Source organism: Streptomyces inhibens, assembly GCF_022221585.1.
In the GTDB taxonomy this organism is placed as follows: domain Bacteria; phylum Actinomycetota; class Actinomycetes; order Streptomycetales; family Streptomycetaceae; genus Streptomyces; species Streptomyces inhibens.
The window spans coordinates 6,577,562-6,602,651 of record NZ_CP084681.1 but is presented as its reverse complement, the minus strand read 5'-3'; the positions used below and the strand labels follow the sequence as shown (position 1 = coordinate 6,602,651).

Here is a 25,090-nt window from a genome sequence, read left to right as displayed (position 1 = left end):
AAGATGACGACGAGCAAGGCCGCGGGTACCTCCGGGGGCCCGATGGTCAAGGCCGAGGGCGTCCACAAGTCCTTCGGCGCGGCCCACATCCTCAAGGGCATCGACCTGGAGGTCGCGCCGCGGGAGGTCTTCTGCCTGATCGGCCCGTCCGGCTCCGGCAAGTCGACGTTCCTGCGCTGCATCAACCACCTGGAGAAGGTCAACGCCGGCCGGCTGTCCGTCGACGGCGAACTGGTCGGCTACCGCGAGCACAACGGCAAGCTCTACGAGCTGCGCGACCGCGAGGTCGCCGCCCGCCGCCGCGATATCGGCATGGTCTTCCAGCGCTTCAACCTCTTCCCGCACATGACCGCGGTGGAGAACATCATGGAGGCGCCGATCCAGGTCAAGGGCGAGTCGAAGTCCGCCGCCCGGGAGCGGGCGGTCAAGCTCCTGGACCGCGTCGGCCTGGCCGACAAGGCCGGCAACTACCCCTCGCAGCTCTCCGGCGGCCAGCAGCAGCGCGTCGCCATCGCCCGTGCGCTGGCGATGGAGCCGAAGCTGATGCTCTTCGACGAGCCGACCTCGGCGCTGGACCCGGAGCTGGTCGGTGACGTTCTGGACGTCATGAAGGACCTGGCCGCCGACGGTATGACGATGATCGTCGTGACCCATGAGATGGGCTTCGCCCGCGAGGTCGGCGACTCGCTGGTCTTCATGGACGACGGTGTGGTCGTCGAATCCGGCCACCCGCGCGAGGTGCTCGGCAATCCGCAGCATGAGCGGACGAAGTCGTTCCTGTCGAAGGTGCTGTAACGCGACGGCTCGCTGCTTTCCCCGCGCGGTGGGGCCTTCTCCTCCGGGAGAAGGCCCCACCGCGGGTTTTCGGCCCTACTTCAGGCCGAGCACCAGTGCGTCCGTGGGCGAGGACCACACCGCCCGGGCCTCCGCGAAGCCCGCGTCGTGCAGCGCGGCCGCATGCCACCGTGCCGAGGGTGTGTCGCCGTCCGCGTGCTCGCCGTAGATCTCGAAGCGTTCGGCGGTCGGCCCGGCCAGCCGCGGGTCGGCGGCGGCCAGCTGCCACCACTCGGCCCAGTCGACCGCGCCGGCGGCCTTCGCCACGTCCATCCGCGCATGCCGGAACGCCCGTTCCGCGGCATTGATCCGCGGGGTCGCCTCCTCGGGCATCCGGTCGGCGTTCATGAAGACCCCGCCGTCCCGCACCAGCTCGCCGAGCTGCCCGTAGAGCCCGCGCAGGTCCTCGGTGTGCAGCCAGTGCAGCGCGGTGGCGGTGAGCACCGCGTCGTACGACGCGTGCGGCAGCTTCGCCGTCCACCGCGGGTCCTTGAGATCGGCCCGTACGAAGCTGACCCGGGGCTCGCCCCCGAAGTACCCTTCCGCGATGGCCAGCAGCGCGGGATCGAGATCGACGCCCACACTCTCGGCCTTGGGGAACCGCTTCAGCAGCCGGTCGGAGATACTGCCCGTACCGCATGCAAGATCCAGCACCCGGGGCTCGGGGCCCACCAGCGCCTCGACCATGTCGAGCATCACCCGGAACCGCTCCTCACGGTCGGGGAGGTACCACTCCTGCTGGCGGTCCCAACTGTTCTGCCACGCCTGCCAATCGGCACCGACGGCGGTCTCGGTCATCGCTTCCCCTCCATGGCGTAATACCCTCGTACTAGCAACACCCATTACCACGAACAAGTAATCCGCACCCTAGCCCCCGCCCGTAAGGACTACAAGTGGAACTGGCCTATTACTCGGACTATGCCGTGCGACTGGTCAACACCGAGCAGCCCGAGCGCGGTGGCGACACCCTGACCTCGGTGGAGGCCGTACGCGAACTCTTCGGCCCCGCCCAGCAGGCCGCCCGGCGCGCCACCGACAGTGACGTCACCCGGCTGCGCGCGGTCCGCGCCCGGCTGCGCGCCATCTTCGAGGCCGCCGACGCCGGCGACGAGGTCCTGGCCGTGGACCTGCTGAACGCCCTGATGATGGAGTTCCCGGTCAGCCCGCAGATCTCCGGCCACGAGTACCGGGACGACAACGGCCGCCCCAACTGGCACATGCACATCGCCGACCACGCCGCCAACGCGACCGCGGGCTTCACCGCGACCGCCTGTATGGGGCTGGCCTTCCACCTGACCGAACTGGGCGTGGACCGGCTGGGCATCTGCGAGGCGAGCCCCTGCCGCAACGTCTACCTGGACACCTCGACCAACCGCTCCCGGCGTTACTGCTCCGACCGCTGCGCCACCCGCGCCAACGTCGCCGCCTACCGCGCCCGCAAGCGCCTGGAGAGCGAGCGCTCGGCCCGCACCGGCCGGACCGCCGACACCGCCCAGGACAGCACCCCGGTGACCGACCGCTGAATCCCCCGCGGCGGCCGCACCCGCATCCATGCGCGCGCGATGACCAGCTCGTCAGGGACCACCCCGAACTCCCGGCTGTCGTTCTCGACGAACGGGTTGTCCCCCTGGACCCACCAGCCGCCGTCGCGCCGCTGCACGGCCCGCTTGACGATCAGCAGATCCTGCCGGAACGGGTGCCGCAGCACGACGACATCACCGGGCCGCACCGCCGCCCCGTACTGCACCACGAGCTGGTCACCGGGCTGCAGCGTCGGCACCATCGACGGGTTGTACACCTCCGCCAGCCCGAACGCCCGGAGCAGCCCGTTCCGCTCATGCCCCGGCTCCACGCCCTCACCCTGCTCCGGCCCGCGCTCGTGCACCCGCTCCGGCATCCCGTACCTCCCGGTCAAACCCCGGTCCGACCCGCTCACCGGTCCATCCTCCATCAGTCCCACCTTGGCACTGGACTTTTGCCCTAAGTCCCCCGGGCCGCCCGAGAAAAGCCTTCCCGCACCGAGTAATCTCGCACCTGAGAAGACGATCACGAGGAAGGACTGAACATGCTTTCCCGCCTGTTCGCCCCCAAGGTCAAGGTCAGCGCCCACTGCGACCTGCCCTGCGGCGTGTACGACCCGGCCCAGGCCCGCATCGAGGCCGAGTCCGTCAAGGCCGTCCAGGAGAAGTACCAGGCCAACGAGGACGCGGACTTCCGCACCCGCGCCGTCCTGATCAAGGAGCAGCGCGCCGAGCTGGCCAAGCACCACGTCTCGGTGCTGTGGAGCGACTACTTCAAGCCCCCGCACTTCGAGAAGTACCCGGAGCTGCACCAGCTGGTCAACGACACCCTCAAGGCGCTCAGCGCCGCCAAGGGTTCCAACGACCCGGCGACCGGCCAGAAGGCCCTCGACTACATCGCCCAGATCGACAAGATCTTCTGGGAGACCAAGAAGGCTTGAGCCTTACCTAGGCAGTCTGACCTGCACTTTCGCGGGTCGCCTCGCCCAGCTGTCCGCACCCGGTCCGCATACCGCCGAGCACGGCGTCCATGACGGAGCGGGTGCGGTCTTCTTCCCCCGGCCACAGGTGCGCGTAGATCCGCAGCGTGATGACGGCGGACGCGCGGCCGAGAACCAGCTGGACCTCCTTGACGCTCGCCCCGCCGGCGGGCAGCCGTGTCGAGAAGCGGCCCGAAGCCTGGGCCGGGGCCTGGCACCGGTCCTCATCCACGCCGACGCTCGGCACGGGCGGCGGCGTCTTTCGTCAGTGGTTTCCGTCGGCGTTTTCCGTACGGGGCTTGTGGATCCGGTGCATGCCGCCGGCGGCCATCCCTCTGACGGGCAGCTCGGCCGGCGCCGCGCCGGACGGGCCCACGCCCTTGGCCGCCGCCCGTCCGTAGCGGCTCGCCAGCGGGGCGGAGGTGAGGCCGTGCGCGAGGACGCTGAGCAGCACGGTGCAGGCGACCACCGGGACGACCGGCTGTGCGCCGGCGGGGGCCAGCTCCTCCACCGCGAGCAGCCCGAAGATGATCGAAGCCAGGCCGCGGGGCCCGAACCAGCCCACGAACAGCACCGTTCCGGCGTCCAGACCGCTGCCGATCAGGGACAGCGCCACCGGCAGCATGCGGATCACGGTCAGGCTCAGCACCGCGTAGACCACGACCTGCCAGGTGAAGTGGGCGAACGCCTCCGGAAGCAGGACGGCGCCGAAAACCAGCCATACCAACACGGAAAGCAGCGAGGCGGACTGCTCGACGTACAGCAGCACCCGCCGCGGTGCACCGTGCGTCGCGCCGAAGGCCAGACCGGCGACGAAGGCGGCGACAAAGCCGTTGCCGCCGATCGCGAGGGCGGACGTGTAGCCCAGGAGGGCCAGGGCCAGGACGCCCACGCCGGCGAAGTCCTCCGCCGCCCAGCCTCCGCGGAGCGTGGTCCTCAGCAGCCGTCCGGCGGCCAGTCCGACCACCGCGCCGTACGCCGCACCGACGGCCAGCTGCACCAGGGCATGACCGGAGGCGTCCGGTCCCGCGGTGCCCTGGGCCGCGGACATTCCGGCCAGGGCGAGCACCACCAGCGGCGTGACGATGCCGTCGTTGAGGCCGCTCTCGACGTTGATGACCTGGCGGATCCTGGCCGGCACCTCCGGGTTGACCATCATCGTCGCGCCGAGCGCGGCGTCCGTCGGAGCGAGCGCGGCCCCGACATACAGGGCGGCCCACCCCGAAACGCCGGGAAGGAGCACGGACGCCAGCAGCGTGCCGAGTCCCACACACAGGGGAAGCCCGATTCCCAGCAGCCGTACACAGAGGCCGAGTTCCGGCCGCAGGGCCCGGAGGGAGAGCCGTGCGGCATCGGTGAAGAGCACCCAGACCAGGGTGATCTCCGCGAGCACCTTGACCGTCTCGTGCGGGAGGGCGAGGTCGAGGACCCCGGTGCCCTTGCCGAGCAGAAGGCCCATCAGCACGAACGCGGCCGGAGCGGTGAGTTCGAAGCGCTCCATCCGCCGCGAGCACAGGCACCACAGGAACAGCAGGAGCAGTACCAGGGAAAAAGTGCCGTCCACGGGGGTCTCCAGGCTTGGCCGGGCCGGCCTTCGGGGCTCCCACTCTCGGCCATCGCCACGGTGCCCGGCCGCTCCCGGAAGGCCGGGGCGGTGCCTTTCACACGGTTGGTCGAAGGCCGGTGGCAAGAGAGACGGAAGGGGACGGAGGAATTTCCGTGGGGGTGTCGATCCGGGCGAGGACCGTTCGTCGCGTTAGCAAGGGGACGGAATCGGGCCACCGGTCGGCGGCCGTTTCAGGCCACCGATTCCGCCCCGTTCAGACCGATGGACACGCAAAGGAGATGCGCCGTGCGCTACATGATGCTGCTCAAGATCGACGAGAAGTCGATGCCGGCCGGCGGGCCCGGCCCCGAGTTGATGGAGGTGATCGGGAAGCTGATCGACGAGATGACCAAGGCCGGGGTGCTGCTGGACACCGCCGGTCTGACGCCGACGGCGCAGGGCACCCGGGTGCGTCTGTCCGGCGGGAAGCTGAGCGTGACCGACGGGCCGTTCGCCGAGGCGAAAGAGGTGATCGGCGGATACCTGCTCATCCAGGCCGCGTCGAAGGAGGAGGCGGTCGAATGGGCGTCGCGGTTCCTGCGGATGCACGGGAGCGAGTGGGAGCTGACGGCCGAGGTCCGGCAGGTGGAGGAGCCGCCGGGGGCCGGTGCCTAGGCCCGCCGGACATCCGGCGTACCGGACGGGAGCGCCGGGTGCCCGTTCCGCGGTTCGGATTGCCGCGGCGGGACCCGGGTGCTCTGATGGGTGCCCGTGACGGCAACAGGCGATACTCATCGCGCGATCGAAGCGGTGTTCAGGATCGAGTCGGCGCGGCTGATCGCCGGGCTGACGCGGATCGTGCGGGATGTGGGGCTGGCCGAGGAGCTGGCGCAGGACGCCCTGGTGGCCGCGCTGGAGCGGTGGCCGAAAACCGGTGTCCCGGACAATCCGGGGGCCTGGCTGATGGCCACCGCCAAGCACCGGGCGATCGATCTGTTGCGCCGGCAGGAGCGGCTGGCCCGCAAGGTGGAGACGCTCGGGCACGAGGCGGAGCGCGAACCCACCTGGGCGGAGGCCGATTTCGAGCGGGTCCTGGACACCGAGGTGATCGAGGACGATCTGCTGCGGCTGGTGTTCATCGCCTGCCATCCGGTGCTGTCCACCCAGGCGCGGGTCGCGCTGACCCTGCGGCTGCTGGGCGGCCTGCGGACCGATGAGATCGCCCGCGCGTTCCTGGTGTCGGAGGCGACCGTCGCGCAGCGGATCGTACGGGCGAAGAAGACGCTCGCCGCGGCGCGGGTGCCGTTCGAGGTGCCGGCCAGGGAGGAGTTGGCCGAGCGGCTCTCGTCGGTGCTGGAGGTCATCTATCTGGTCTTCAACGAGGGGTACGCGGCGACGGCCGGGGACGACTGGATGCGTCCGGCGCTGTGCGAGGAGGCGCTGCGACTGGGGCGGATCGTGGCCGGGCTGCTGCCCGAGGAGCCGGAGGCGCACGGGCTGGTGGCGCTGATGGAGATCCAGGCGTCGCGGTCGGCGGCGCGGACCGGGCCGACGGGTGAGCCGGTGCTGCTGCTGGAGCAGAACCGGTCGCGCTGGGACCGGCTGCTGATCCGTCGCGGGCTGGCCGCCCTCGCCCGCGCCGAGGAGCTGGGCGGGACGGTCGGACCGTACGCCCTGCAGGCCGCGATCGCCGCCTGTCATGCGCGGGCGCGCACCGCCCAGGAGACGGACTGGCCGCGGATCGCTGTGCTGTACGAGGCGCTGGCGCAGGTCACGCCGTCCCCGGTCGTGGAGTTGAACCGGGCGGTCGCGGTGGGCATGGCGTTCGGGGCCGAGCAGGGTCTGGCCGTCGCGGACGGGCTGGCGGCGGAGCCGGCGCTGGCGGGCTATCACCTGCTGCCGAGCGTACGGGGCGACCTGCTAGCCCGGCTGGGGCGCGCGGCGGAGGCACGGGAGGAGTTCCTGCGGGCGGCCGCGCTGACCCGTAACGCCCGCGAGCGGACGATGCTGGAGGAGCGGGCCAGGGAGCAGGAGTTCCCCGTGTAAGCCGCTTTCGCGGGCCTCTTCGGAGCCGGCCGGGCGGGCGCTACCGACCCACCGGCAGTGGTCCGTCGTGCCGTACGAGCCATGCCCGGTACGCCTCGCTCGCCCAGGCGATCTCCATGTACGCGGCGGTCAGGTCGGCGAACAGGTCGTCGGCGGGGGCGGCCGGGGTGCCGTCCTGGCGGCAGGCCATGAACAGGCGGACCGCCAGCGGGTCGCCGTACAGCGGGCGGATGGCCATGCCGTGCCGGGAGCGGGCGGTCGGCTGGCAGGGGGTGACCACCTCACCGGCCGTGACGAGGTCCACGGTGGTGAGGTAATCACCGTGGACGACGCGGGGTTTGATGCCGGCCGCGGCCCAGATACGGCGCAGGCCCGCCCACTCGCCGTCCACGGTCGGATCGACCATCCACTGGTCGTCGGCGAGGTCCGCCACCCGGACGATCTCCTGGGCGGCCGCGGGGTGGGTATCCGCCAGGGCGATGAACTGCGGTTCCCTGGCGATGAGTTCATGCGCGACCAGGCCGTCGGGGATCCGTAGCGGCGCGCCCTCGACCTCATGGACGAAGGCGGCGTCGAGCTGCCCCATCGCGACCATGTGCAGCAGCGCATTGGCGGACACATCGGTCCTTATCGTGGTGTCCGTCTCCGGCAGCCGCACCCGCAGCCGACGCAGCCAGCCGGCGACCGCGGGGCTGTTGGTGCTGCCGATGTTCAACCGGGCGCCCTGCTCGCGGAGCGAGGCCGAGGCGACCTCATCGACAAGCGCCCGCATTTCGGCCACTATCGGCCGGGCCCGGCACAGCACGGAATGCCCCAGGGGGGTGGGCCGGCTGCCGGTCGGTTCACGGAAGAAGAGCTGGCCACCGAGGGCCTTTTCGATGCGGTGCAACTGAGTCGTCAAGGAAGGCTGGCTCATGCCGAGTTGCCGCGCCGCCTTGCGTACGCTGCCTGAGTCGGCGATGGCGCACAATGCGCGAAGATGCCTTACCTCGAGCTCCACGTCGGGAGCATAACGACGTCGGCATCCGTCACACCAGACTCTTAAACCTGTCCGAACTTGTTCTTTTTCCCGGGGTATTGGCTGAAGCTATCGCCACCTGGCATCTCCGTCTCACGGGTGAACTCCGTCCAGACTCAACGGCACCAAGAAATCCGCAGGGCCCCGGTCGCCGCCCCACACGGCGACCGTACGGCCTTCGGAGACTAAGGAGCCCCCCACATGAGAACTCCCAAGACGGCGCTGTCGGCAGCGCTCGGCCTGGGCCTCGCCGCCGCGCTCGCAGTCGCGGCGCCGGTTTCGGCAGCTTCCCCCTCCTCCCACGCCAACTCCTCCCACAGCACCCGCGCCTCGATCGCGGCGTACAACGGATCGGCGGCCGAGAAGGCAGACACCAAGGCGTTCTTCGAGGCCGTGATGAAGTCGGCCAAGGCCAAGATGAAGGCCCACCCGAACGCGGCCTCGGTCACCGTCACCTATGACGCCAGCGCGGCCCCGACGTTCGCGAACCAGATATCCGAGAGCGCCTCGATCTGGAACAGCGCCGTTTCGAACGTGAAGCTGCAGGAAGGCAGCGGCGGCGACTTCCAGTACCGCGAGGGCAACGACGCGCGTGGTTCGTACGCCAGCACCGACGGTCACGGCAAGGGCTTCGTCTTCCTGGACTACCAGCAGAACCAGGAGTACAACTCCACCCGCGTGACCGCGCACGAGACCGGCCATGTGCTGGGTCTGCCGGACCACTACGAGGGTCCGTGCAGCGAGCTGATGTCCGGCGGCGGCCCCGGCACGTCCTGCCAGAACACCAAGCCGGACGCGAACGAGAGCGCCCAGGTGGACCAGCTCTGGGCGAACGGTCTGGCCGGCGTCCACTTCGGCAAGGCCTCCTGACGTCGGGCGAAGGTCCCTGACGCACGAAGCAGGCCCGATGAAGTAACGAAGTTCGGCGGTGGCCCGCGGTCCTGACCGTGCTGACGGCGGTCGGGCCCGCGAACGGCCTGGGACTGACGAGTGCCGGAACCTGGCGGCCGGCCCTCGTATCCCCACCGGTCCTCGCATCTCTTGCGCCGTCCACGCGGTGGGGCTCCTCTCCGAGCCCCACCGCTTTCGTTTGACACCACTAAACATGGGATGTTCCCATCACCGGTGGAATAAGACGGCAGGGCAGGGCTTCAGCGCTCCGCGCTTCCGCGAAGAAGCGCGAAGAAGGAGGACGGCGCCGATGCCGCTGCGCAGCACCGCCCGCACCAGCCTGGTCGACCTGGTCATCGAGCAGATGGAGCGGCTGATCACCGAGGGCGAATGGGAGGTCGGGGCGAAGATCCCGGCCGAGCCCGTACTGGTCGAGCAGCTCGACGTCGGGCGGAACACCGTCCGCGAGGCGGTCCGCGCGCTGGTGCACACCGGAATGCTGGAGCCGCGGCAGGGCGACGGGACCTACGTCCGCGCCAGCAGCGACTTCGGCGCGGCCGTGCAGCGGCGGCTGCGGCGGGCCGAGCACCTGGAGGCGTACGAGGTGCGCGCCAGCCTGGAGCGCGATGCCGCGCGCTATGCCGCCGAGCGCCGCACCGACGAGGATCTCGCCGCGCTGCGCGGCGCGCTGGCCGAGCGCGGCCGGGCCTGGGACCGCGGCGATGTGGCCGCCTTCATCGACGCGGACATGCGCTTTCACCGCGCGGTCGCGGCCGCCGCCCACAACAGCGTGCTGGCCGAGCTGTACGAGCACCTCAGCGACGCCTTGCGCGCAACGCTGCAGGCGGTGGTCGGCACGCCGCTGCCCGACGCGGTACGCCACCAGCTCGATGCGCACACCGCCATCGTCGACGCCATCGAGGCGGGGGACGCCGAGGCCGCCGAGCGGGCCGCGCTGGCGCACCTCACGGAGGCGATGAACGCCCTGCGCGAGCCGCCGGCGGAGCACCGGGCCGGCACCCACCACACCCACCCCGAAGGCGACGCGCATGCCTGAGGCAGGAGGACCGGCGGTCACGGCGGAACGGCCCGCCACCGCCACACCAGAGGGGCCGGTCGCCGCACCGGCCGAGGCGCCGCCCGGCGTCACCGGGCGCCGCGCCCTGTACCTCGGTATCGGCGTCGTCCTGCTGGCGCTGAATCTGCGCCCCGCGCTGGTCGCCGTCTCCCCGCTCGCCGGCACCATCCGCGACGACAGCGGGATGTCGGCCGCCGCCACAAGTCTGCTCACCGCGCTGCCGCTGCTCTGCTTCGGTCTGCTGGCGCCGCTCGCACCGCGGCTGGGGCGGCGGTGGGGCATGGAGCGCTCGCTGCTCGGCACGATGGCGCTGATCTGTGCGGGCACCGCGCTGCGGATGCTGGACCCGGTCGTGGCGCTGTTCGCCGGGACGGTGGTGATCGGCGCCGGGATAGCCGTCGCCAACGTCCTGCTGCCCGGCCTGATCAAGCGGGACTTCCCGGCCAGGGCCGGGCTGATGACCGGTCTGTACTCCATGTCGCTGTTCGGCGGCGCCGCGCTCGCGGCCGGCATCACGGTGCCCGTCCAGCAGGCCGCCGGCCTGAGCTGGCAGACCACGCTGGCCTGCTGGGGATCACTGGCGGTCCTGGCACTGCTGGTCTGGCTGCCGCGGATCCGCAGCCGTAAGCGGATGCCTGCGGCCGCGGCCCGGCAGGCGGCGCACCCGGTGCGCGGCCTGTGGCGCGATCCGCTGGCCTGGCAGGTCACCGGCTACATGGGCCTGCAGTCGCTGAGCTACTACGCGGCCGCCGCCTGGCTGCCGACGATGCTCACGGACGCCGGAATGAGCCCGGGCGACGCCGGCTGGATGCTCTCCTTCTCCTCGCTGCTGGGCATCACGGGGTCGTTCCTCGCACCGGTCGTCGTCGGCCGCCGGATACGGGCCGGAGTGCCGGCCACCGTCGGCGCGCTGCTGTGCGCGGTGGGCTTCGTGGGCCTGCTGCTCGCGCCGGCCGATGGCGCCTACCTCTGGATGGTGCTGCTGGGCCTCGGCCAGGGCGCGGCGATCAGCCTGGCGCTGCTCTTCATCGTCCAGCGCGCGCCGGACGCCCGGCACACCGCCCAACTCTCCAGCATGGCCCAGTGCTTCGGCTACATCCTCGCCGCCACCGGCCCGGCCGTCCTGGGCGCGGTGCACGACGCCTCCGGCAGCTGGACGGTTCCGCTGGCGGTCCTTCTGGCACTGCTGCTCCCGCAGATCGCCATGGGCCGACTGGCCGCGCGGCCACGGCACGTCGCGGGGCGGTAGCGGCTCAGGTCAAGGGTGGGGCTGCTCAGGCCGGTAGCGACGCGCCATCGCCGTCAGCGTCCGGGCCAGTTGGGCGCGGAGTCCGGCCGGGGCGAGGACCTCGGCGTCGGCGCCCAGCTTGAGGAGTTCGGGCAGTGCCTGCGCCACGGACTCGATCGGGACCGTCACCCGTATCCAGCCCTCGGCGTCCGGGCGCGCGGCGGTGCGCCGGGCGGCCTCGGTCATCGCGGGGTTCCACAGGTGGGGCAGCCGGTCGAGGGTGCCCGGGGCGAGCCGCACGGTCGCCTCGTCCTGATGACGACGCGTCTCGAACGACTCCAGATAGCGCTTCCAGTGACCGGCGAGATCGAACCCGTCCGGCCGCTCGAACCGCTCGTCGAGGACGTGCAGCTCCATGATCCGCGCGATGCGGTACGTACGGGGGCCGGCGGGGTCGTCCGTACCGCCCGCGCGGACCCGCTCGCCGGCGCCGGCCGCCACCAGGTACCAATGACCCGCCTTGAGCACCAGCCCGTACGGCCACACCGTGCGGCTGACCTCGTGCGGCTCGGCCCAGCGCAGATAGCGCATCCGCACGGCGCGCTGGTGCCAGACCGCGTCCGCCACCGCGGTCAGATGCGGGGTGCGCTCGCCGTCGCGGTACCACCCCGGGGCATCGAGGTGGAACCGCTCGGTGATCCGGCCGGCCCGGTCGCGCAACTCGGCGGGGAGCGCGGCCATCAGCTTGAGCTGTGCGGCGGTCACCACCGCGCCCAGCCCGAGGTCGGCGGCGGCCGCGGGCAGCCCGGTCAGGAACAGCGCATCGGCCTCGTCCCCGGTGAGCCCGGTCAGCCGGGTGCGGAACCCGCCCAGCAGCCGGTACCCGCCGTCGTGCCCCGGCTCGCCGTACAGCGGCACACCGGCCGCGCCCAGGGATTCCATATCGCGGTAGACCGTACGCACGGACACCTCCAGGGCATCCGCCAGCTCCTGCGCGGTCATGCGCTCCCGGGTCTGCAGCAGCAACAGGATGGACAGCAATCGGCTCGCGCGCATACGGGAAAGTCTCCGGCACACCACTGACAGAAGGTGTCAGTGGACCGTCGTTACCGTCCGCGCCATGAACACCGACGTGAACACCAACGTGAACAGCCACGTGAACTCCAACACGCACTCCAACACGCACACCAACGCGATCGGCGCCGGGGACATCGGCAGAGAAATCGCCGTCGATGTCGATCAGTTCGTGGACCGCTACATCGCCGTCTGGAACGAGACCGACCCCGTGGCCCGCCGCCGCCGTATCGCCGAAGTGTGGGCCGCCGACGCCGTCGAACTCACCCCGGAGGCGCGCTACCAGGGCCTGGAAGCGCTGGAGGAGCGGGTCACCTCGGCCCACAACCAGTTGGTGCGGGACGGCGGTTACCTCTTCCACTCCGCGGGGGACGCGACCGCCCACCACGGCGCCGTCAGCTTCACCACCCACATGATTCCCTCGGCCGGCGGCGATATCGCCTGGACCGGCCGCACCTTCGCCGCTCTCGACGAGGACCGCCGCATCCGGTACGAGTACCAGTTCACCGTGGACCTCACGAAGGCCCCGGCCTAGGGCCGTACCGCCCAGAGCCGCCCAGAGCCGGCCAGAGCCGGCCAGAGCCGCCTAGAGCCAGCCGTTCCGCTTGAAGCCGCGGTGGATCACCCAGCAGACGACCACGATCAGCACCATCACCAGCGGATAGCCGAACGTCCAGTGCCTTTCCGGCATATGGTCGAAATTCATGCCGTACACGCCGCAGACCATGGTCGGTACGGCCAGGATCGCGACCCAGGCACTGATCCGGCGCATGTCCTCGTTCTGGGCGACGGTGACCTGGGCCAGATGCGCCTGGAGTATGGAGTTGAGCAGTTCGTCGAACGCGGTGATCTGCTCGGTGACCCGGTCGAGGTGGTCGGCGACGTCCCGGAAGTACGTCTTGATCCGGGGGTCGAGCTGCGCCATCGGCTGGGTCGCCAGCTGCTGCATCGGCCGGTCCAAGGGGGCCACCGCGCGCCTGAGTTCCAGCAGCTCGCGCTTGAGCTGGTAGATCTGGCCGGCCCCGCCGCTGCCGCGTACGGAGAAGACCTCGCTCTCGACGTCGTCGATGTCGTCCTGGACGGCGGCGGTGACATCGAGGTAGTCGTCCACGACGAGGTCGGCGACGGCGTGGAGCACGGCGGACGGGCCGAGCGCCAACTGCTCGGGCGCACGCTCCAGTTGCTCGCGGAGCGGGCCCAGCGAGCCGTGCCCTCCGTGCCGGACCGTGATCACGAAGTCGGCGCCGGTGAAGACCATGATCTCGCCGGTCTCCACCACTTCACTGGTGTCGGTGAGCCGGTCGTGCTCGACATAGCAGACCGTCTTGAAGACGGTGAACAGCGAGTCGTCGTAGCGCTCCAGCTTGGGCCGCTGGTGGCCGTAGACCGCGTCCTCGACGGCGAGCGGATGCAGCCCGAACAGCTCGACAATTCCGGCGAATTCCGCCTCGGACGGCTCATGCAGACCAATCCACACAAATCCGCTTTTCGATTGACGAACCCGCCGTATCGCCACATCTGCCGGTTGGTTGCCGTCCTGCCGCACCCCGTCCACGTACACCGCGCAGTTCACCACGGCGGTGCCGAGCGGCGAGCGTGCCGGGTGGCTGAGGTCGACCCCCCGGGTGCGCGGCTGCGGCAGCCGGACGGCCTTGCGGAGGTTGCTGATCATCGACACCGGGCCAGTATGGCCCGCGAGAGGCCGCGAACGGTACGGCAAAGGGGCTGTTTTTACCCGGCGGAGCGGGGCGGCGACGCTCGGTCGAACGGCTCCGCCCGGGCCGTTCCCCGCCGTGCCGGCCCGACGTGCGGCCCCGCCGCGACCGTGCCGATCATCAACTCCGCGGTGCCATCGAGGGTTTCGCCGGCCCGCTGGTGGCGGGCACGGCCATGACTCCTTGGCCCGTGGAGCGCCGGGCGGGCTGCGGGCGGCGGTCGCTCAGGAGACCAGGACGGGCTGCTGTCGTTCCGTCCCCGCGCCGGTCTCGGGTGCCTCGTGCTCCACCGGGTGCTGCGTACGGACCCGCCGCGGCAGCAGGAACAGCAGGCCGAAGACGAGGACCAGACCGCCCGAGACCCACCACAGGGCGTGGGTGGTGGCGTCGATGAACGAGGCACCGAGCGCGGCGCCGCCCGCCTCGCCCGTATCGCCGACGACTCCGAAGAAGGCCACCGACGACAGGGCCAGGCCCAGCGCCATGCCCAGCTGGCCGGTGGTGTTGAAGATGCCTGACGCCGAACCGGAGTGCTCGGCCGGTACCTCGGAGATCGCCGAGTCGGTGATCGGGGCGACGATCAGGCCCATACCGGCGCCCATCAGGAGCATCGCCGGCGCCATCTGCCAGGACTGCATGGCGGTGCCGTAGTGCCCGGCCTCCCAGATGTAGAGCAGCGCACCCGAGAGCATGATCAGCGCGCCGGCTTGCAGGACCTTACGGCCGAAGCGCGGCACCAGCTTCTGGACGGAGATCCCGGCCGCGGCCGAGCAGGCGAGCGAGAACGGCACTCCGGTCAGTCCGGCGTGCAGCGCGCCCCAGCCCAGACCCAGCTGCATATAGAGCGTCCAGATCAGGAAGAAGAGGCCGCTGACGGCGCCGAAGGTCAGCTGGACGCCGACGCCCGCCGCGAAGGTCTTGACCTTGAAGAGGGAGAGTTCGACGAGCGGTGAGCCGTCCTTGCGGGCCTTGGCGCGCTCGTACCGTACGAAGACCGCCAGCACGAGCGGGCTCGCGGCCATCGAGACAAAGCCCCACAGCGGCCAGCCGGACTCCCGTCCCTGGGTGAGCGGGTAGAGCAGCATCAGCAGGCCCACGGTGGCCAGTGCGGTGCCGACGAGGTCGAGGCGCAGTGCGCGCGGGGCCTTGGACTCGGTGATGAAGCGGCGGCCGAGCAGGATGCCGGCGATCCCGACCGGCAGGTTGATCAGGAAGATCGGGCGCCATTGCAGGCCGAGGAGATCGCCCTCGGTGAGCAGCGCGCCGATCAGCGGACCACAGACCGCGCCGAGGCCGATCACCGCGCCGAACATCCCGAAGACCTTGCCGCGCTCATGGGCGGGAAAGCTGACGTGGATGATCGCCAGCACCTGCGGCACCATCAGCGCGGCCATCGCGCCCTGCAGCACCCGCGCGCCGACCAACATCCCCGGCGTCGCGGCGAGGCCGCACAGCGCGGAGGCGAGGGTGAAGCCCGCCATGCCGAGCAGGAACAGCTTCTTGCGGCCGTAGATGTCACCGAGCCGGCCGCCGGTGATCAGGCCGATGGCGAAGGCGAGGGCGTAGCCGGCGGTGACCCACTGCAGGGCGCTGAAGGTCGCGCCGGTGTCCCGCTGGATGCTCGGGATGGCGATGTTGACGATGGTCGCGTCGACCAGGTCCATGAAGCTGGCGGTCAGGACGACGGCGAGCGCGGTCCAGCGTCTGCGGTCGGCCGCCGGGGCCGGTTCGGCCGCCTCGTGGGCCGCGGGCACGGTCGTGGTCATGGGGTTCTCCAGGGATCGGCGCTTTCGACGTCTTCGACACTAGAAGCCATATAGGACAGCCCCGGTCCTACTGGGACGGGCATCATCGACCCCATGAGCGAGACATCGGCACGACTGCTGAATCTGCTGTCCCTGCTGCAGACCCCGCGCGAATGGCCCGGCAGCGAGCTGGCCGGGCGGCTGGGGGTCACCTCCCGGACGATCCGCCGCGATATCGAGCGGCTGCGCGATCTGGGCTATCCCGTGCACGCCACGATGGGCGCGGAGGGCGGCTACCGGCTGGCCGCGGGTACCGCGATGCCACCGCTGCTGCTGGACGACGAGGAGGCGGTGGCCATCGCGGTGGGCCTGCGCTCGGCCGCCGGCCACACGATCGAGGGCATCGAGGAGGCGTCCGTACGGGCGCTCGCCAAGCTCGAACAGGTGCTGCCGGCCCGGCTGCGGCGCCGGGTGGGCACGCTCGGCACGGCCACCGTCCCGATGCCGTCCGGTGACGGCCCGACCGTCGACCCGGAGCATCTGACGGTGCTGGCCGCGGCCATCACCAACCATGAGCGGCTGCGCTTCGGCTACCGGGCGGGCGCCGGCGCCCGCAGCAAGCGCCTGGTGGAGCCGCACCGGCTGGTCGCGTCGGGCCGGCGCTGGTATCTCGTGGCGTACGACAACGACCGCGAGGACTGGCGGATCTTCCGGGTGGACCGGCTGAGCGAGCCGTTCCCCACCGGCGTACGGACCCCACCGCGCGAGCTGCCCGCCGCCGACGCGGGCGCCTATGTCCGGGAGCGGATGCAGGGGACGGCTCCCACCCACCGGGCGGTGGCGACGGTGTACGCACCGGCCGCGGAGGTGGCCGCCCGGCTGGGCGGGCCGGCGGCGGGCGAGGTCGAACCGCTCGACGAGGCGTCCTGCCGCTGGCGCAGCGCGCCCGATTCGCTGGAGTGGCTGGCGATGCGGCTGGCCATGCTGGGGCGCGAGTTCACGGTGCACGAGCCGCCGGAGCTGGCCGGGTATCTGCGGGCGATGGGCGGCCGGGTGACCCGCGCGGCGGGGGCGGAGGGGACGGCAACGGATGCGGCGGCGGAGGACGCCGCGGAGACACCCTCGTGACGGAATACCCCTAGGGGGTATATGGTTCCGGAGGAACACGCACTCGCCGCACACCGAGGAGCAGTCATGACCACCGCGATCGGAGAGCACCGGGTCGAGCTGGAGATCGGCGGGATGACCTGCGCCTCGTGCGCCGCCCGTATCGAGAAGAAGCTCAACCGGATGGAGGGGGTCACCGCCACCGTCAACTACGCCACCGAGAAGGCACAGGTGGCGGTCGCGGACGGCAGCGGGGTCGAGACCGCCGACCTGATCGCCACCGTGGAGAAGACCGGCTACACCGCCGCGCTCCCCGAGCCGCCGGTCAGCGCGCCGGCCACCGCCGAGACGCCCGGCGGCGAGGGCCTGGACGGACCGGACGACCGGGCCCCCGACGCACTGGCCCCGCTCCGGCAGCGCCTGCTGATCGCCCTGGTCCTCACCGTCCCGGTGGTCCTGATGGCGATGGTCCCGCCGCTGCAGTTCACCAACTGGCAGTGGCTGTCGCTGACCCTGGCCGCCCCGGTGGTGGCGTGGGGCGCCTGGCCGTTCCACAAGGCCGCCTGGACCAATCTGCGGCACGGCGCCGCCACGATGGACACCCTCATCTCGATGGGCACCCTCGCGGCGCTCGGCTGGTCGCTGTGGGCGCTGTTCTTCGGCACCGCCGGCATGCCCGGTATGACGCACCCCTTCGAGCTGACCATCGCCCGCACCGACGGCAGCGGGTCCATCTATCTGGAGGCCGCGGCCGGCGTCACCACCTTCATCCTGGCCGGCCGCTACTTCGAGGCCCGCTCGAAGCGGAAGGCGGGCGCGGCGCTGCGGGCACTGTTCGAACTGGGCGCCAAGGATGTCGCCGTGCTCCGCGAAGGACGCGAAGTCCGCATCCCCACCGCCGAACTCGGCGTCGGCGACCGTTTCGTCGTACGGCCCGGGGAGAAGATCGCCACCGACGGGAAGGTGGTGGAGGGCGCCTCCGCCGTGGATGCGTCGATGCTCACCGGCGAGTCCGTCCCGGTCGAGGTCTCCCCCGGCGACACCGTCACCGGCGCCACCGTCAACGCGGGCGGCCGGCTGATCGTCGAGGCCACCCGGATCGGCGCGGACACCCAGCTCGCCCGGATGGCGCGACTGGTCGAGGACGCCCAGAACGGGAAGGCCGCGGCGCAGCGGCTGGCCGACCGGATCTCCGCGGTGTTCGTCCCGGTCGTGATCGCGCTCGCCCTCGCCACCCTCGGCTACTGGCTCGGCACCGGCGAGGGCGCGGTGGCCGCCTTCACCGCCGCCGTCGCCGTCCTGATCATCGCCTGCCCGTGCGCCCTGGGGCTGGCCACCCCGACCGCGCTGATGGTCGGCACCGGCCGCGGCGCCCAGCTCGGCATCCTGCTCAAGGGGCCCGAGGTGCTGGAGTCGACCCGCCGGGTGGACACCATCGTCCTGGACAAGACCGGTACGGTCACCACCGGCGTGATGACGCTGACCGAGGTCCATCTCGCCGAGGGCGTCGAGGAGGCGCAGGTGCTGCGGCTGGCCGGCGCGCTGGAGCACGCCTCCGAGCACCCCATCGCCCGCGCCATCGCGGCCGGCGCCGAGTCCCGTACCGGGAACCTGCCCACCCCCGAGGACTTCGTGAACGTCCCGGGCCTGGGCGTCCAGGGAGTCGTCGAGGGGCACGCCGTCCTGGTGGGCCGCGAGCAGCTGCTGAACGAGTGGACCCAGTTCCTGTCGCCCGAGCTGGCCGCCGCAAAGGCAGCGGCCGAGGCCGAGGGCCGTACCGCGGTCACCGTCGGCTGGGACGGCGCGGCGCGTGCGGTGCTTGTCGTGTCGGACGCGGTCAAGCCCACCAGCGCCGAGGCCGTGCGCCGGCTGCGCGCACTCGGACTCACGCCCGTGCTGCTGACCGGCGACAACAAGGCCGTCGCCGAGGCGGTCGCGGCCGAGGTCGGCATCGACGAGGTGATCGCCGAGGTCCTCCCCGAGGACAAGGTCACCGTCGTCGCACGACTCCAGTCCGAAGGACGCACGGTCGCCATGGTCGGCGACGGCGTCAACGACGCCGCCGCACTGGCCACCGCCGACCTGGGGCTCGCGATGGGCACCGGCACCGACGCCGCCATCGAAGCCGGCGACCTCACCCTCGTACGGGGCGATCTGCGCGCCGCGGCCGACGCCATCCGGCTGGCCCGCGCCACCCTCGGCACCATCCGCACCAATCTGTTCTGGGCGTTCGGCTACAACGTCGCCGCCCTGCCGCTGGCCGCCGCCGGCCTCCTCAACCCGATGATCGCCGGCGCCGCGATGGCCTTCTCGTCGGTCTTCGTCGTCGGCAACAGCCTGCGGCTGCGGCGCTTCCGGGCGCTGGCCTAGGTACCGGGGGCGCGTACGGGACGCGCCCGTGACCGGAGCAATACCGCAGGGAAGCCGTACATCTGCCGTTGGATCGGGCGGGCTGCTGCCTCTGCGCGCGCCCGCCCCGCCGCCCTCGCGCGGCGGGGCGGGCCCGTCACGCCCGTCCCCGGTTCTGACGACTGTCTCCAGTTCTGACGACGGAACATTGGCGGATCGCTCACCCGTCCTCCGGAGCCGACGGGTGAGACTGGAGGGGTCTCGCCCATCCACGTACAGGGGAACTCATGACCGGGTCACGCGTCCTGGCTCTCGGCCATTACCAGCCCTCCGGCGTGCTCACCAACGACGACCTGGCCAAGCTCGTCGACACCGACGACGCCTGGATCCGCAGCCGGGTCGGCATCCGCACCCGCCATGTCGCGGCAGCGGACGAGACCGTGGACGCGATGGCGTCCGCCGCCGCGGCCAAGGCCCTGGCCACCAGCGGCCTCGCCCCGCACGACATCGATCTGGTGCTGGTCGCCACGTGCACCGCGAGCGACCGCAGCCCCAACACCGCGGCCCGGGTCGCCGCCCAGCTCGGCCTGGACGCACCCGCCACCATGGACATCAACGTCGTCTGCTCCGGCTTCACCCATGCGCTGGCCACCGCCGACCACGCCATCCGGGCCGGTTCCGCGACGAATGCGCTGGTCATCGGCGCGGAGAAGTTCACCGACGTGGTCGACTGGACGGACCGTTCGACCTGCGTCCTGGTCGGCGACGGGGCGGGCGCCGCGGTGGTCACCGTCTCGCCGGAGCCGCAGATCGGTCCGGTGCTGTGGGGTTCGGTGCCGCAGATGGGCGGCGCGGTACGGATCGAGGGCGAGCCGGCCCGGTTCTCCCAGGAGGGCCAGACCGTCTACCGCTGGGCCACCACACAGCTGCCGGCCATCGCCCGCAAGGTGTGCGAACGCTCCGGTATCGCGCCCGCGGATCTCGCGGGTGTGGTGCTGCACCAGGCCAATCTGCGGATCATCGAGCCGGTCGCGGAGCGGATCGGCGCGGTCAACGCGGTGGTCGCCAAGGACGTCGTCGACTCCGGGAACACCTCCGCCGCCTCGGTGCCGCTGGCCCTGTCCAAGCTGGTCGAGCGCCGCGAGATCGCCTCCGGCGACCCGGTGCTGCTGTTCGCCTTCGGCGGCAATCTCTCCTACGCGGGGCAGGTCATCCGCTGCCCGTAAGGGCCCGGACCACGTCCGATTCGTTCAAGACCGCGATGGGGCGGGCTGCCTACGCTCGCCCCATGACGACCTCTCCTTCCCCGGCCACACCCTCCACCGCCACCCCGCGCTTCGCGGCCATCGGCATGGTGGTCGCCGACATGGCCGCCGCGCTCGCCTTCTACCGCCGCCTCGGCCTGGACATCCCCGCCGACGCGGACACCGCCCCGCACGCCGAGGCACAGCTGCCCGGCGGCCTGCGGCTGATGTGGGACTCGTACGCGACCGCCCGCGCCATCGACCCTGACTGGACGCCGCCGCAGGCCGGTGCCCCGACGGGGCTGGCGTTCGAATGCGACGGTCCCACCGGCGTCGACAAGGTCTACGCGGAGCTCACGGGCGACGGCTATACAGGCGAGAAGGCTCCGTGGGACGCCTTCTGGGGGCAGCGCTACGCCGTCGTACAGGACCCGGACGGCCATGGGGTGGACCTGTTCGCACCGCTTCCCTAGGGGCGGGCCCCAGGGCACGTCTCCCTAGGGCCTGTCCGGCGGATCAGGGCTGCCGCGGACCCGGCCATGATCCGCCGGACAGGCCCTAGCTCGCGGGATGCTCACCCATGTACATCACGCCACATTGGCGGCAGAACGGCTTGGCGCTGGCTTCACCCCAGGCGTCGGCCGACTGGGTGGCGGCGGCCGGGGCCAGGTCCCGCCCGCACATCGCCGTGGTGGTGCCCACCCGCGTCATGTGCCAGATCTTGACCGGCGTGTCCTCGTGCGGCAGGACGCCTTCCTCGTACTCAGCGCGAATCTCGTGCTCCATGGCGGTGCACCTCCTACCCATACGATGCGCCTGCCGGTCAGGGGCCACAACGTCAGCTCGTCCCGGCCGGCCAGGGGCTCAGAACACCGACCATCCCGTCAGCGTCGTGAACTGGTCCAGGGCCGCGGCGCCCGCGACGGAGTTGCCGCGGGCGTCGAGCCCGGGGCTCCATACGCACAGCGTGCAGCGGCCGGGGATGACGGCGATGATGCCGCCGCCGACGCCGCTCTTCGCGGGCAGCCCGACGCGGTAGGCGAACTCCCCGGCCGCGTCGTACGTCCCGCAGGTCAGCATCACCGCGTTGATCCGCTTGGCCTCGCGGGCCTCCAGCAGCCGGCTGCCGTCGGCGCGCAGCCCGTGGCGGGCCAGGAAGCCGCCCGCGACGGCCAGATCGCGGCAGCTCATCTCGATCGAGCACTGCCAGAAGTAGTGCTCGATGACGCTGGGAACGGGGTTCTCCAGATTGCCGAAGGACGCCATGAAGTGCGCCAGCGCGGCATTGCGGTCGCCGTGCTCGGCCTCGGAGTCGGCCACCGCCTGGTCGAAGGCGAGGTCCGGGTTGCCGCTCTCCTCGCGCAGGAAGTGCAGCATCGAGGTGCTGGCGTCGCCGGTGAGGGTCTGCAACCGGTCGGTGACCACCAGCGCGCCCGCGTTGATGAACGGGTTGCGCGGAATGCCGTTCTCCGCCTCCAGCTGGACCAGCGAGTTGAACGGCGTACCGGACGGCTCGCGGCCGACCCGCTTCCAGATGTCGCCGTCGCCCTGATTGCCGGGGCTCTGGGCCATCACCAGCGCCAGCGAGAAGGTTTTGGAGATGGACTGGACGGAGAACGGCACCTCCCAGTCGCCGACCCCGTACACCGCGCCGTGGATGTCGGCCACCGCGATCCCGAAACGGTCCGCGGACACCCGCTCCAGCGCCGGTATGTAGTCGGCGACCTGTCCCTGTCGCACGAACGGCCTGGCGTAGGCCGCTACCTCTTCGAGAACGGCCTGGTAGTCCATGACGGACACGCTAACCCGGGCCGAGCAGCACCCCCATAGGAGCCCCCGCCAGTGACTTCACCTCGCGGGCGAGATGGGCCTGATCCGCGTATCCGGCGCGCAGGGCGACCTGTGCGTACGGCATACCGGAACGGGCCAGATCGAGCGCCCGCACGAGCCGGAGCACCCGGGCCAGGATCTTGGGGCCGTAGCCGAACGCGTCCAGGCTGAGCCGGTGCAGCTGGCGTTCGCTCAGCGCGACGGCGCGGGCGACCTCGGCGACGGGGCGGCCGCGGGCGAGCGCCGCGGCGACGGTGGCGGTCCGGCCGGTGCCCGTGCCGGCTTCCCGGAGGCGGGCCGCGGCGGTCTCCTCCAGGAGCCGGCCCACTGCGGCAGCGCCGTCCGGCGCCCCGGCCGCCGCCATCCGCTCGGTCAGCTCCCGTACCCGGTGCGCGGGCCACAGGTCCGCCAACGGGACCCGCCGGTCGCGCAGTTCATGGGCCGGTACGCCGAAGACGCACGGGCCCTGGCCCGGCGCGAAGCGCAGCCCGACGATGGGGGCGCCTCCCCTGCCGTCAGGGCTGGTGCCGGGCGGCAGAGCGCCGGGGAAGTGCGGCCCGGTGTCCGGGCCCGCCACCAGCAGCCGGCCCTGGCTCCAGATCAGATCCGTACAGCCGTCGGGCAGCACAGGCCGCGTCGAGGGCGGCGTGCGGCGGGTCCACACCATCGCGCCGGCCAGCGAGGACGCCCGCTCCCGGTACCCGCCGGATACGCCGAATGGCTCACTTGTGTCGCGCACTTCGCCCACATCCCCCACCCTGGCACGGGAACCCCACGGCCGTCCGCGCCGTTGATCCCTTACGACACGGAGCTCACGGAGGTGGCACATGTCAGGGTTTCTCGACCGCGCGAAGGAGCAGGCGCAGAGTGCGCTCAACCAAGGCAAGCAGAAGGTCGACGAGGTGCAGCAGCACCGGGCCGGCAATGAACTGCTGAAGAAGCTGGGCGCCGCGTACTTCGCCGAACGGCGGGGCAGCGGTTCGGCCGCGGCGACGCAGGACGCGCTCAACGCACTGGAGGCACACGTCAACGCGCACGGCGACGCCTTCCTGCACGGGTGACGCCGACGGACCGCGGGTAGCACGGACGGACACCGGGCCGGGCTCCGGGGGCGGCCGAAAGCACTCGTACAGCCCCCGAACGGCCGATCCGTTTAATGGCATTCCCGTCTCCCGGTGCGGGCCCGTCCCGTACAAGCGTGAGCGGAGGCGGTGCGCGGTCGGCGGCCGCCGCGTACGCATCGGAGTGGGCCATGTCCGTACCGCTGTCCGCCACCCGGTTCCTCGACGCGCTCACGTCCGAAGGGCTGCGCGTCGTGCAGGTCGACGGCTGGAAGACGCACAACCGCGACGCCCAGGGGCTGTGGGGGCCGGTGCACGGCGTGATGGTGCACCACACCGGCACCTCCGGCGCCGCGCGCACCGTCCGGCTCTGCTACGACGGCCGCCCCGACCTGCCCGGTCCGCTGTGCCATGGCGTGATCACCAAGGACGGCACGGTGCATCTGGTGGGCTGCGGCCGCGCCAATCACGCGGGCCGCGGTGACGGCGACGTGCTGCGCGCGGTGATCGCCGAAAAGCGGCTGCCGCCGGACAACGAGGCCGACACCGACGGCAACCGCGTCTTCTACGGCTTCGAGTGCGAGAACCTCGGCGACGGGCACGACCCGTGGCCCGAGGCTCAGCTGGAGGCGCTGGAGAAGGCCACGGCGGCGCTGTGCCGGGCGCACGGCTGGACCGAACGCTCGGTGATCGGGCATCTGGAGTGGCAGCCGGGCAAGGTCGATCCGCGCGGCTTCACGATGGACCAGCTGCGCCGGCGGATCGGCGAGCGGCTGAAATGAGCGGCCGGTGGTGAGCACGGCGGCACGGCACCCGGCGGGACGAGCCGGTCCGCCGCCGCTCCGGGCGCGCGGGACAATGGACCGCGTGACCCGCACCGCCCCCGAGCCGCTCCCCGACCCCCGCGCCCTGCGCCCCCGCCTGCCCTCCCCCCTCCAGGAGATCGACGACGAGCCGTTCGCGCGCCGCGGCATACGGCTGCTGCTCAAGCGGGACGATCTGATCCACCCGGATCTGCCCGGCAACAAGTGGCGCAAGCTGGAGCCGAATCTGCGGGCCGCGGCCACGGCGGGCGAGCGGGCGCTGCTGACCTTCGGCGGCGCGTACTCCAACCATCTGCGGGCCACGGCCGCGGCCGGGCGGCTGCTCGGCTTCGCCACCATCGGCGTGGTCCGCGGCGACGAACTGGCCGGCGCACCGCTCAATCCGTCGCTGGCCCGCTGCGCCGCCGACGGGATGCGGCTGCACTTCATCGACCGGTCCCGCTACCGCCGCAAGTCCGACCCGGACGTGCTCGCCGCTCTGCACGACCGCTTCGGCGCGTTCCGCGTCATACCGGAGGGCGGCAGCAACTCCCTTGCCGCACAAGGCTGTACGGAGCTGGGCCGGGAGCTCCGCGAGACCCCGGACACGCTCGTGGACACGGTCGCGGTGGCCTGTGGCACCGGCGGCACCCTGGCCGGTCTCGCCGCGGGGCTGGGGCCGCGGCAGCGCGCGCTGGGCCTGCCCGTCCTGAAGGGCGGCCGCCCGCACTTCCTCCAGGAGACGGTCGAAGAGCTGCAGCGCGCGGCGTTCGGCGGACCGCGCGGCGACTGGCGGCTGGACGACCGCTTCCACTGCGGCGGCTATGCCCGCCGCACCCCGGAACTGGACGCGTTCGCGGACACCTTCGAGGACCGGCACGGTCTGCCGCTGGAGCGGATCTACGTGGCCAAGCTGCTCTACGGGCTGACGACGCTGGCCGAGGAGGGCGCCTTCGCCCCCGGCAGCACCGTCGCCGCCGTGATCACCGGCACGCCCTGAGCCGCGGCCCCGCGCCGCCGG

The 25,090-nt window shown here is 71.7% G+C and carries 26 protein-coding genes and 1 pseudogene; 16 read left to right on the top strand and 11 right to left on the bottom strand.

What is annotated here, in order from left to right:
• The first annotated feature begins 42 nt into the window (after positions 1 to 42).
• Positions 43 to 795: an amino acid ABC transporter ATP-binding protein gene (locus tag KI385_RS30035; protein ID WP_238577919.1), complete on the top strand. Its 753-nt coding sequence runs from the start codon at positions 43 to 45 to the stop codon at positions 793 to 795.
• Positions 796 to 870: 75 nt separating this feature from the next.
• Here KI385_RS30035 and KI385_RS30030 read toward each other — a convergent pair whose 3' ends face one another.
• On the bottom strand, positions 871 to 1,632 hold the full coding sequence (locus tag KI385_RS30030; RefSeq protein WP_238575237.1) for a class I SAM-dependent methyltransferase: 762 nt from the start codon (positions 1,630 to 1,632) through the stop codon (positions 871 to 873).
• A 95-nt stretch (positions 1,633 to 1,727) separates the two neighbouring features.
• Between KI385_RS30030 and KI385_RS30025 the strand changes: the two genes are divergently transcribed.
• On the top strand, positions 1,728 to 2,357 hold the full coding sequence (locus KI385_RS30025) for a CGNR zinc finger domain-containing protein (protein ID WP_238575236.1): 630 nt from the start codon (positions 1,728 to 1,730) through the stop codon (positions 2,355 to 2,357).
• Here the strand turns inward: KI385_RS30025 and sodX are convergent.
• Positions 2,261 to 2,731 carry a nickel-type superoxide dismutase maturation protease gene (gene sodX / locus KI385_RS30020; protein WP_238577918.1) on the bottom strand — a complete coding sequence of 157 codons (471 nt, stop codon included), beginning with the start codon at positions 2,729 to 2,731 and terminating at the stop codon, positions 2,261 to 2,263. The genes KI385_RS30025 and sodX overlap by 97 nt on opposite strands.
• A gap of 168 nt (positions 2,732 to 2,899) precedes the next feature.
• Between sodX and sodN the strand changes: the two genes are divergently transcribed.
• A complete protein-coding gene (gene sodN, locus KI385_RS30015) occupies positions 2,900 to 3,295 on the top strand; it encodes a superoxide dismutase, Ni (RefSeq protein ID WP_030085982.1) in 396 nt (131 codons plus the stop codon).
• 7 nt (positions 3,296 to 3,302) lie between these two features.
• On the opposite strand, the pseudogene KI385_RS30010 reads toward sodN, so the two are convergent.
• Together KI385_RS30010 and KI385_RS30005 are read right to left on the bottom strand one after the other, a co-directional pair.
• Positions 3,303 to 3,509 (bottom strand): annotated as a pseudogene (locus KI385_RS30010) (tyrosine-type recombinase/integrase); the annotation flags it as partial.
• A gap of 90 nt (positions 3,510 to 3,599) precedes the next feature.
• A complete protein-coding gene (locus KI385_RS30005; protein ID WP_238575234.1) occupies positions 3,600 to 4,898 on the bottom strand; it encodes a cation:proton antiporter in 1,299 nt (432 codons plus the stop codon).
• Positions 4,899 to 5,195: 297 nt separating this feature from the next.
• On the opposite strand from KI385_RS30005, the gene KI385_RS30000 reads away from it, so the two are divergent.
• Both KI385_RS30000 and KI385_RS29995 read left to right on the top strand, forming a co-directional pair.
• Entirely contained in the window at positions 5,196 to 5,555 is a 360-nt protein-coding gene (locus tag KI385_RS30000; RefSeq protein WP_238577917.1) for a YciI family protein, read from the top strand.
• Between the two features lie 90 nt (positions 5,556 to 5,645).
• Positions 5,646 to 6,926, top strand: a complete 1,281-nt coding sequence (locus KI385_RS29995) for an RNA polymerase sigma factor (protein ID WP_342593478.1) — start codon at positions 5,646 to 5,648, stop codon at positions 6,924 to 6,926.
• Positions 6,927 to 6,966: 40 nt separating this feature from the next.
• Here KI385_RS29995 and KI385_RS29990 read toward each other — a convergent pair whose 3' ends face one another.
• Positions 6,967 to 7,926, bottom strand: coding sequence for a LysR family transcriptional regulator (locus KI385_RS29990; protein WP_281066921.1), 960 nt, complete (start codon positions 7,924 to 7,926; stop codon positions 6,967 to 6,969).
• Positions 7,927 to 8,145: 219 nt separating this feature from the next.
• Between KI385_RS29990 and snpA the strand changes: the two genes are divergently transcribed.
• From snpA to KI385_RS29975, 3 genes are all read left to right on the top strand, one after another.
• On the top strand, positions 8,146 to 8,814 hold the full coding sequence (snpA, locus tag KI385_RS29985; RefSeq protein WP_238575232.1) for a snapalysin: 669 nt from the start codon (positions 8,146 to 8,148) through the stop codon (positions 8,812 to 8,814).
• 331 nt (positions 8,815 to 9,145) lie between these two features.
• Positions 9,146 to 9,892, top strand: a complete 747-nt coding sequence (locus KI385_RS29980) for a FadR/GntR family transcriptional regulator (protein WP_238575231.1) — start codon at positions 9,146 to 9,148, stop codon at positions 9,890 to 9,892.
• Complete coding sequence (locus KI385_RS29975) at positions 9,885 to 11,162, top strand: CynX/NimT family MFS transporter (RefSeq protein ID WP_238575230.1); 1,278 nt, start codon at positions 9,885 to 9,887, stop codon at positions 11,160 to 11,162. Before KI385_RS29980 ends, KI385_RS29975 begins: the two co-directional genes overlap by 8 nt.
• Positions 11,163 to 11,171: 9 nt before the next feature.
• On the opposite strand, the gene KI385_RS29970 is transcribed toward KI385_RS29975, so the two are convergent.
• Complete coding sequence (locus KI385_RS29970; RefSeq protein ID WP_238575229.1) at positions 11,172 to 12,197, bottom strand: helix-turn-helix transcriptional regulator; 1,026 nt, start codon at positions 12,195 to 12,197, stop codon at positions 11,172 to 11,174.
• 64 nt (positions 12,198 to 12,261) lie between these two features.
• Between KI385_RS29970 and KI385_RS29965 the strand changes: the two genes are divergently transcribed.
• Positions 12,262 to 12,750: a hypothetical protein gene (locus KI385_RS29965; RefSeq protein WP_238575228.1), complete on the top strand. Its 489-nt coding sequence runs from the start codon at positions 12,262 to 12,264 to the stop codon at positions 12,748 to 12,750.
• Between the two features lie 51 nt (positions 12,751 to 12,801).
• On the opposite strand, the gene KI385_RS29960 is transcribed toward KI385_RS29965, so the two are convergent.
• On the bottom strand, positions 12,802 to 13,887 hold the full coding sequence (locus KI385_RS29960) for a magnesium and cobalt transport protein CorA (protein ID WP_238577915.1): 1,086 nt from the start codon (positions 13,885 to 13,887) through the stop codon (positions 12,802 to 12,804).
• Positions 13,888 to 14,154: 267 nt separating this feature from the next.
• Positions 14,155 to 15,696: an MFS transporter gene (locus KI385_RS29955; RefSeq protein WP_238575227.1), complete on the bottom strand. Its 1,542-nt coding sequence runs from the start codon at positions 15,694 to 15,696 to the stop codon at positions 14,155 to 14,157.
• A gap of 93 nt (positions 15,697 to 15,789) precedes the next feature.
• Here KI385_RS29955 and KI385_RS29950 point away from each other — a divergent pair, with 93 nt between their 5' ends.
• The 4 genes from KI385_RS29950 (at position 15,790) to KI385_RS29935 (ending at position 20,848) form a co-directional block, all read left to right on the top strand.
• On the top strand, positions 15,790 to 16,803 hold the full coding sequence (locus KI385_RS29950; RefSeq protein ID WP_238575226.1) for a helix-turn-helix transcriptional regulator: 1,014 nt from the start codon (positions 15,790 to 15,792) through the stop codon (positions 16,801 to 16,803).
• A gap of 66 nt (positions 16,804 to 16,869) precedes the next feature.
• Entirely contained in the window at positions 16,870 to 19,152 is a 2,283-nt protein-coding gene (locus tag KI385_RS29945; RefSeq protein WP_238575225.1) for a heavy metal translocating P-type ATPase, read from the top strand.
• A gap of 266 nt (positions 19,153 to 19,418) precedes the next feature.
• Positions 19,419 to 20,357, top strand: a complete 939-nt coding sequence (locus tag KI385_RS29940; protein ID WP_238575224.1) for a beta-ketoacyl-ACP synthase III — start codon at positions 19,419 to 19,421, stop codon at positions 20,355 to 20,357.
• A 62-nt stretch (positions 20,358 to 20,419) separates the two neighbouring features.
• Positions 20,420 to 20,848 (top strand): VOC family protein, encoded by a 429-nt coding sequence (locus KI385_RS29935; protein WP_238575223.1) that lies wholly within the window; start codon positions 20,420 to 20,422, stop codon positions 20,846 to 20,848.
• 85 nt (positions 20,849 to 20,933) lie between these two features.
• On the opposite strand, the gene KI385_RS29930 is transcribed toward KI385_RS29935, so the two are convergent.
• The 3 genes from KI385_RS29930 to KI385_RS29920 all read right to left on the bottom strand — a co-directional run bounded on the left by KI385_RS29930 (position 20,934) and on the right by KI385_RS29920 (position 22,953).
• Positions 20,934 to 21,161, bottom strand: coding sequence for a hypothetical protein (locus KI385_RS29930; RefSeq protein WP_238575222.1), 228 nt, complete (start codon positions 21,159 to 21,161; stop codon positions 20,934 to 20,936).
• A 78-nt stretch (positions 21,162 to 21,239) separates the two neighbouring features.
• Entirely contained in the window at positions 21,240 to 22,166 is a 927-nt protein-coding gene (locus KI385_RS29925) for a glutaminase (protein WP_238575221.1), read from the bottom strand.
• A gap of 10 nt (positions 22,167 to 22,176) precedes the next feature.
• Positions 22,177 to 22,953, bottom strand: a complete 777-nt coding sequence (locus KI385_RS29920; RefSeq protein ID WP_425356975.1) for a helix-turn-helix transcriptional regulator — start codon at positions 22,951 to 22,953, stop codon at positions 22,177 to 22,179.
• 79 nt (positions 22,954 to 23,032) lie between these two features.
• Between KI385_RS29920 and KI385_RS29915 the strand changes: the two genes are divergently transcribed.
• From KI385_RS29915 to KI385_RS29905, 3 genes are all read left to right on the top strand, one after another.
• Positions 23,033 to 23,266 carry a hypothetical protein gene (locus KI385_RS29915; RefSeq protein WP_238575220.1) on the top strand — a complete coding sequence of 78 codons (234 nt, stop codon included), beginning with the start codon at positions 23,033 to 23,035 and terminating at the stop codon, positions 23,264 to 23,266.
• A gap of 191 nt (positions 23,267 to 23,457) precedes the next feature.
• Positions 23,458 to 24,048, top strand: a complete 591-nt coding sequence (locus KI385_RS29910) for an N-acetylmuramoyl-L-alanine amidase (RefSeq protein WP_238577913.1) — start codon at positions 23,458 to 23,460, stop codon at positions 24,046 to 24,048.
• Between the two features lie 76 nt (positions 24,049 to 24,124).
• Positions 24,125 to 25,069: a 1-aminocyclopropane-1-carboxylate deaminase/D-cysteine desulfhydrase gene (locus KI385_RS29905; protein WP_238575219.1), complete on the top strand. Its 945-nt coding sequence runs from the start codon at positions 24,125 to 24,127 to the stop codon at positions 25,067 to 25,069.
• Positions 25,070 to 25,090: the final 21 nt, after the last annotated feature.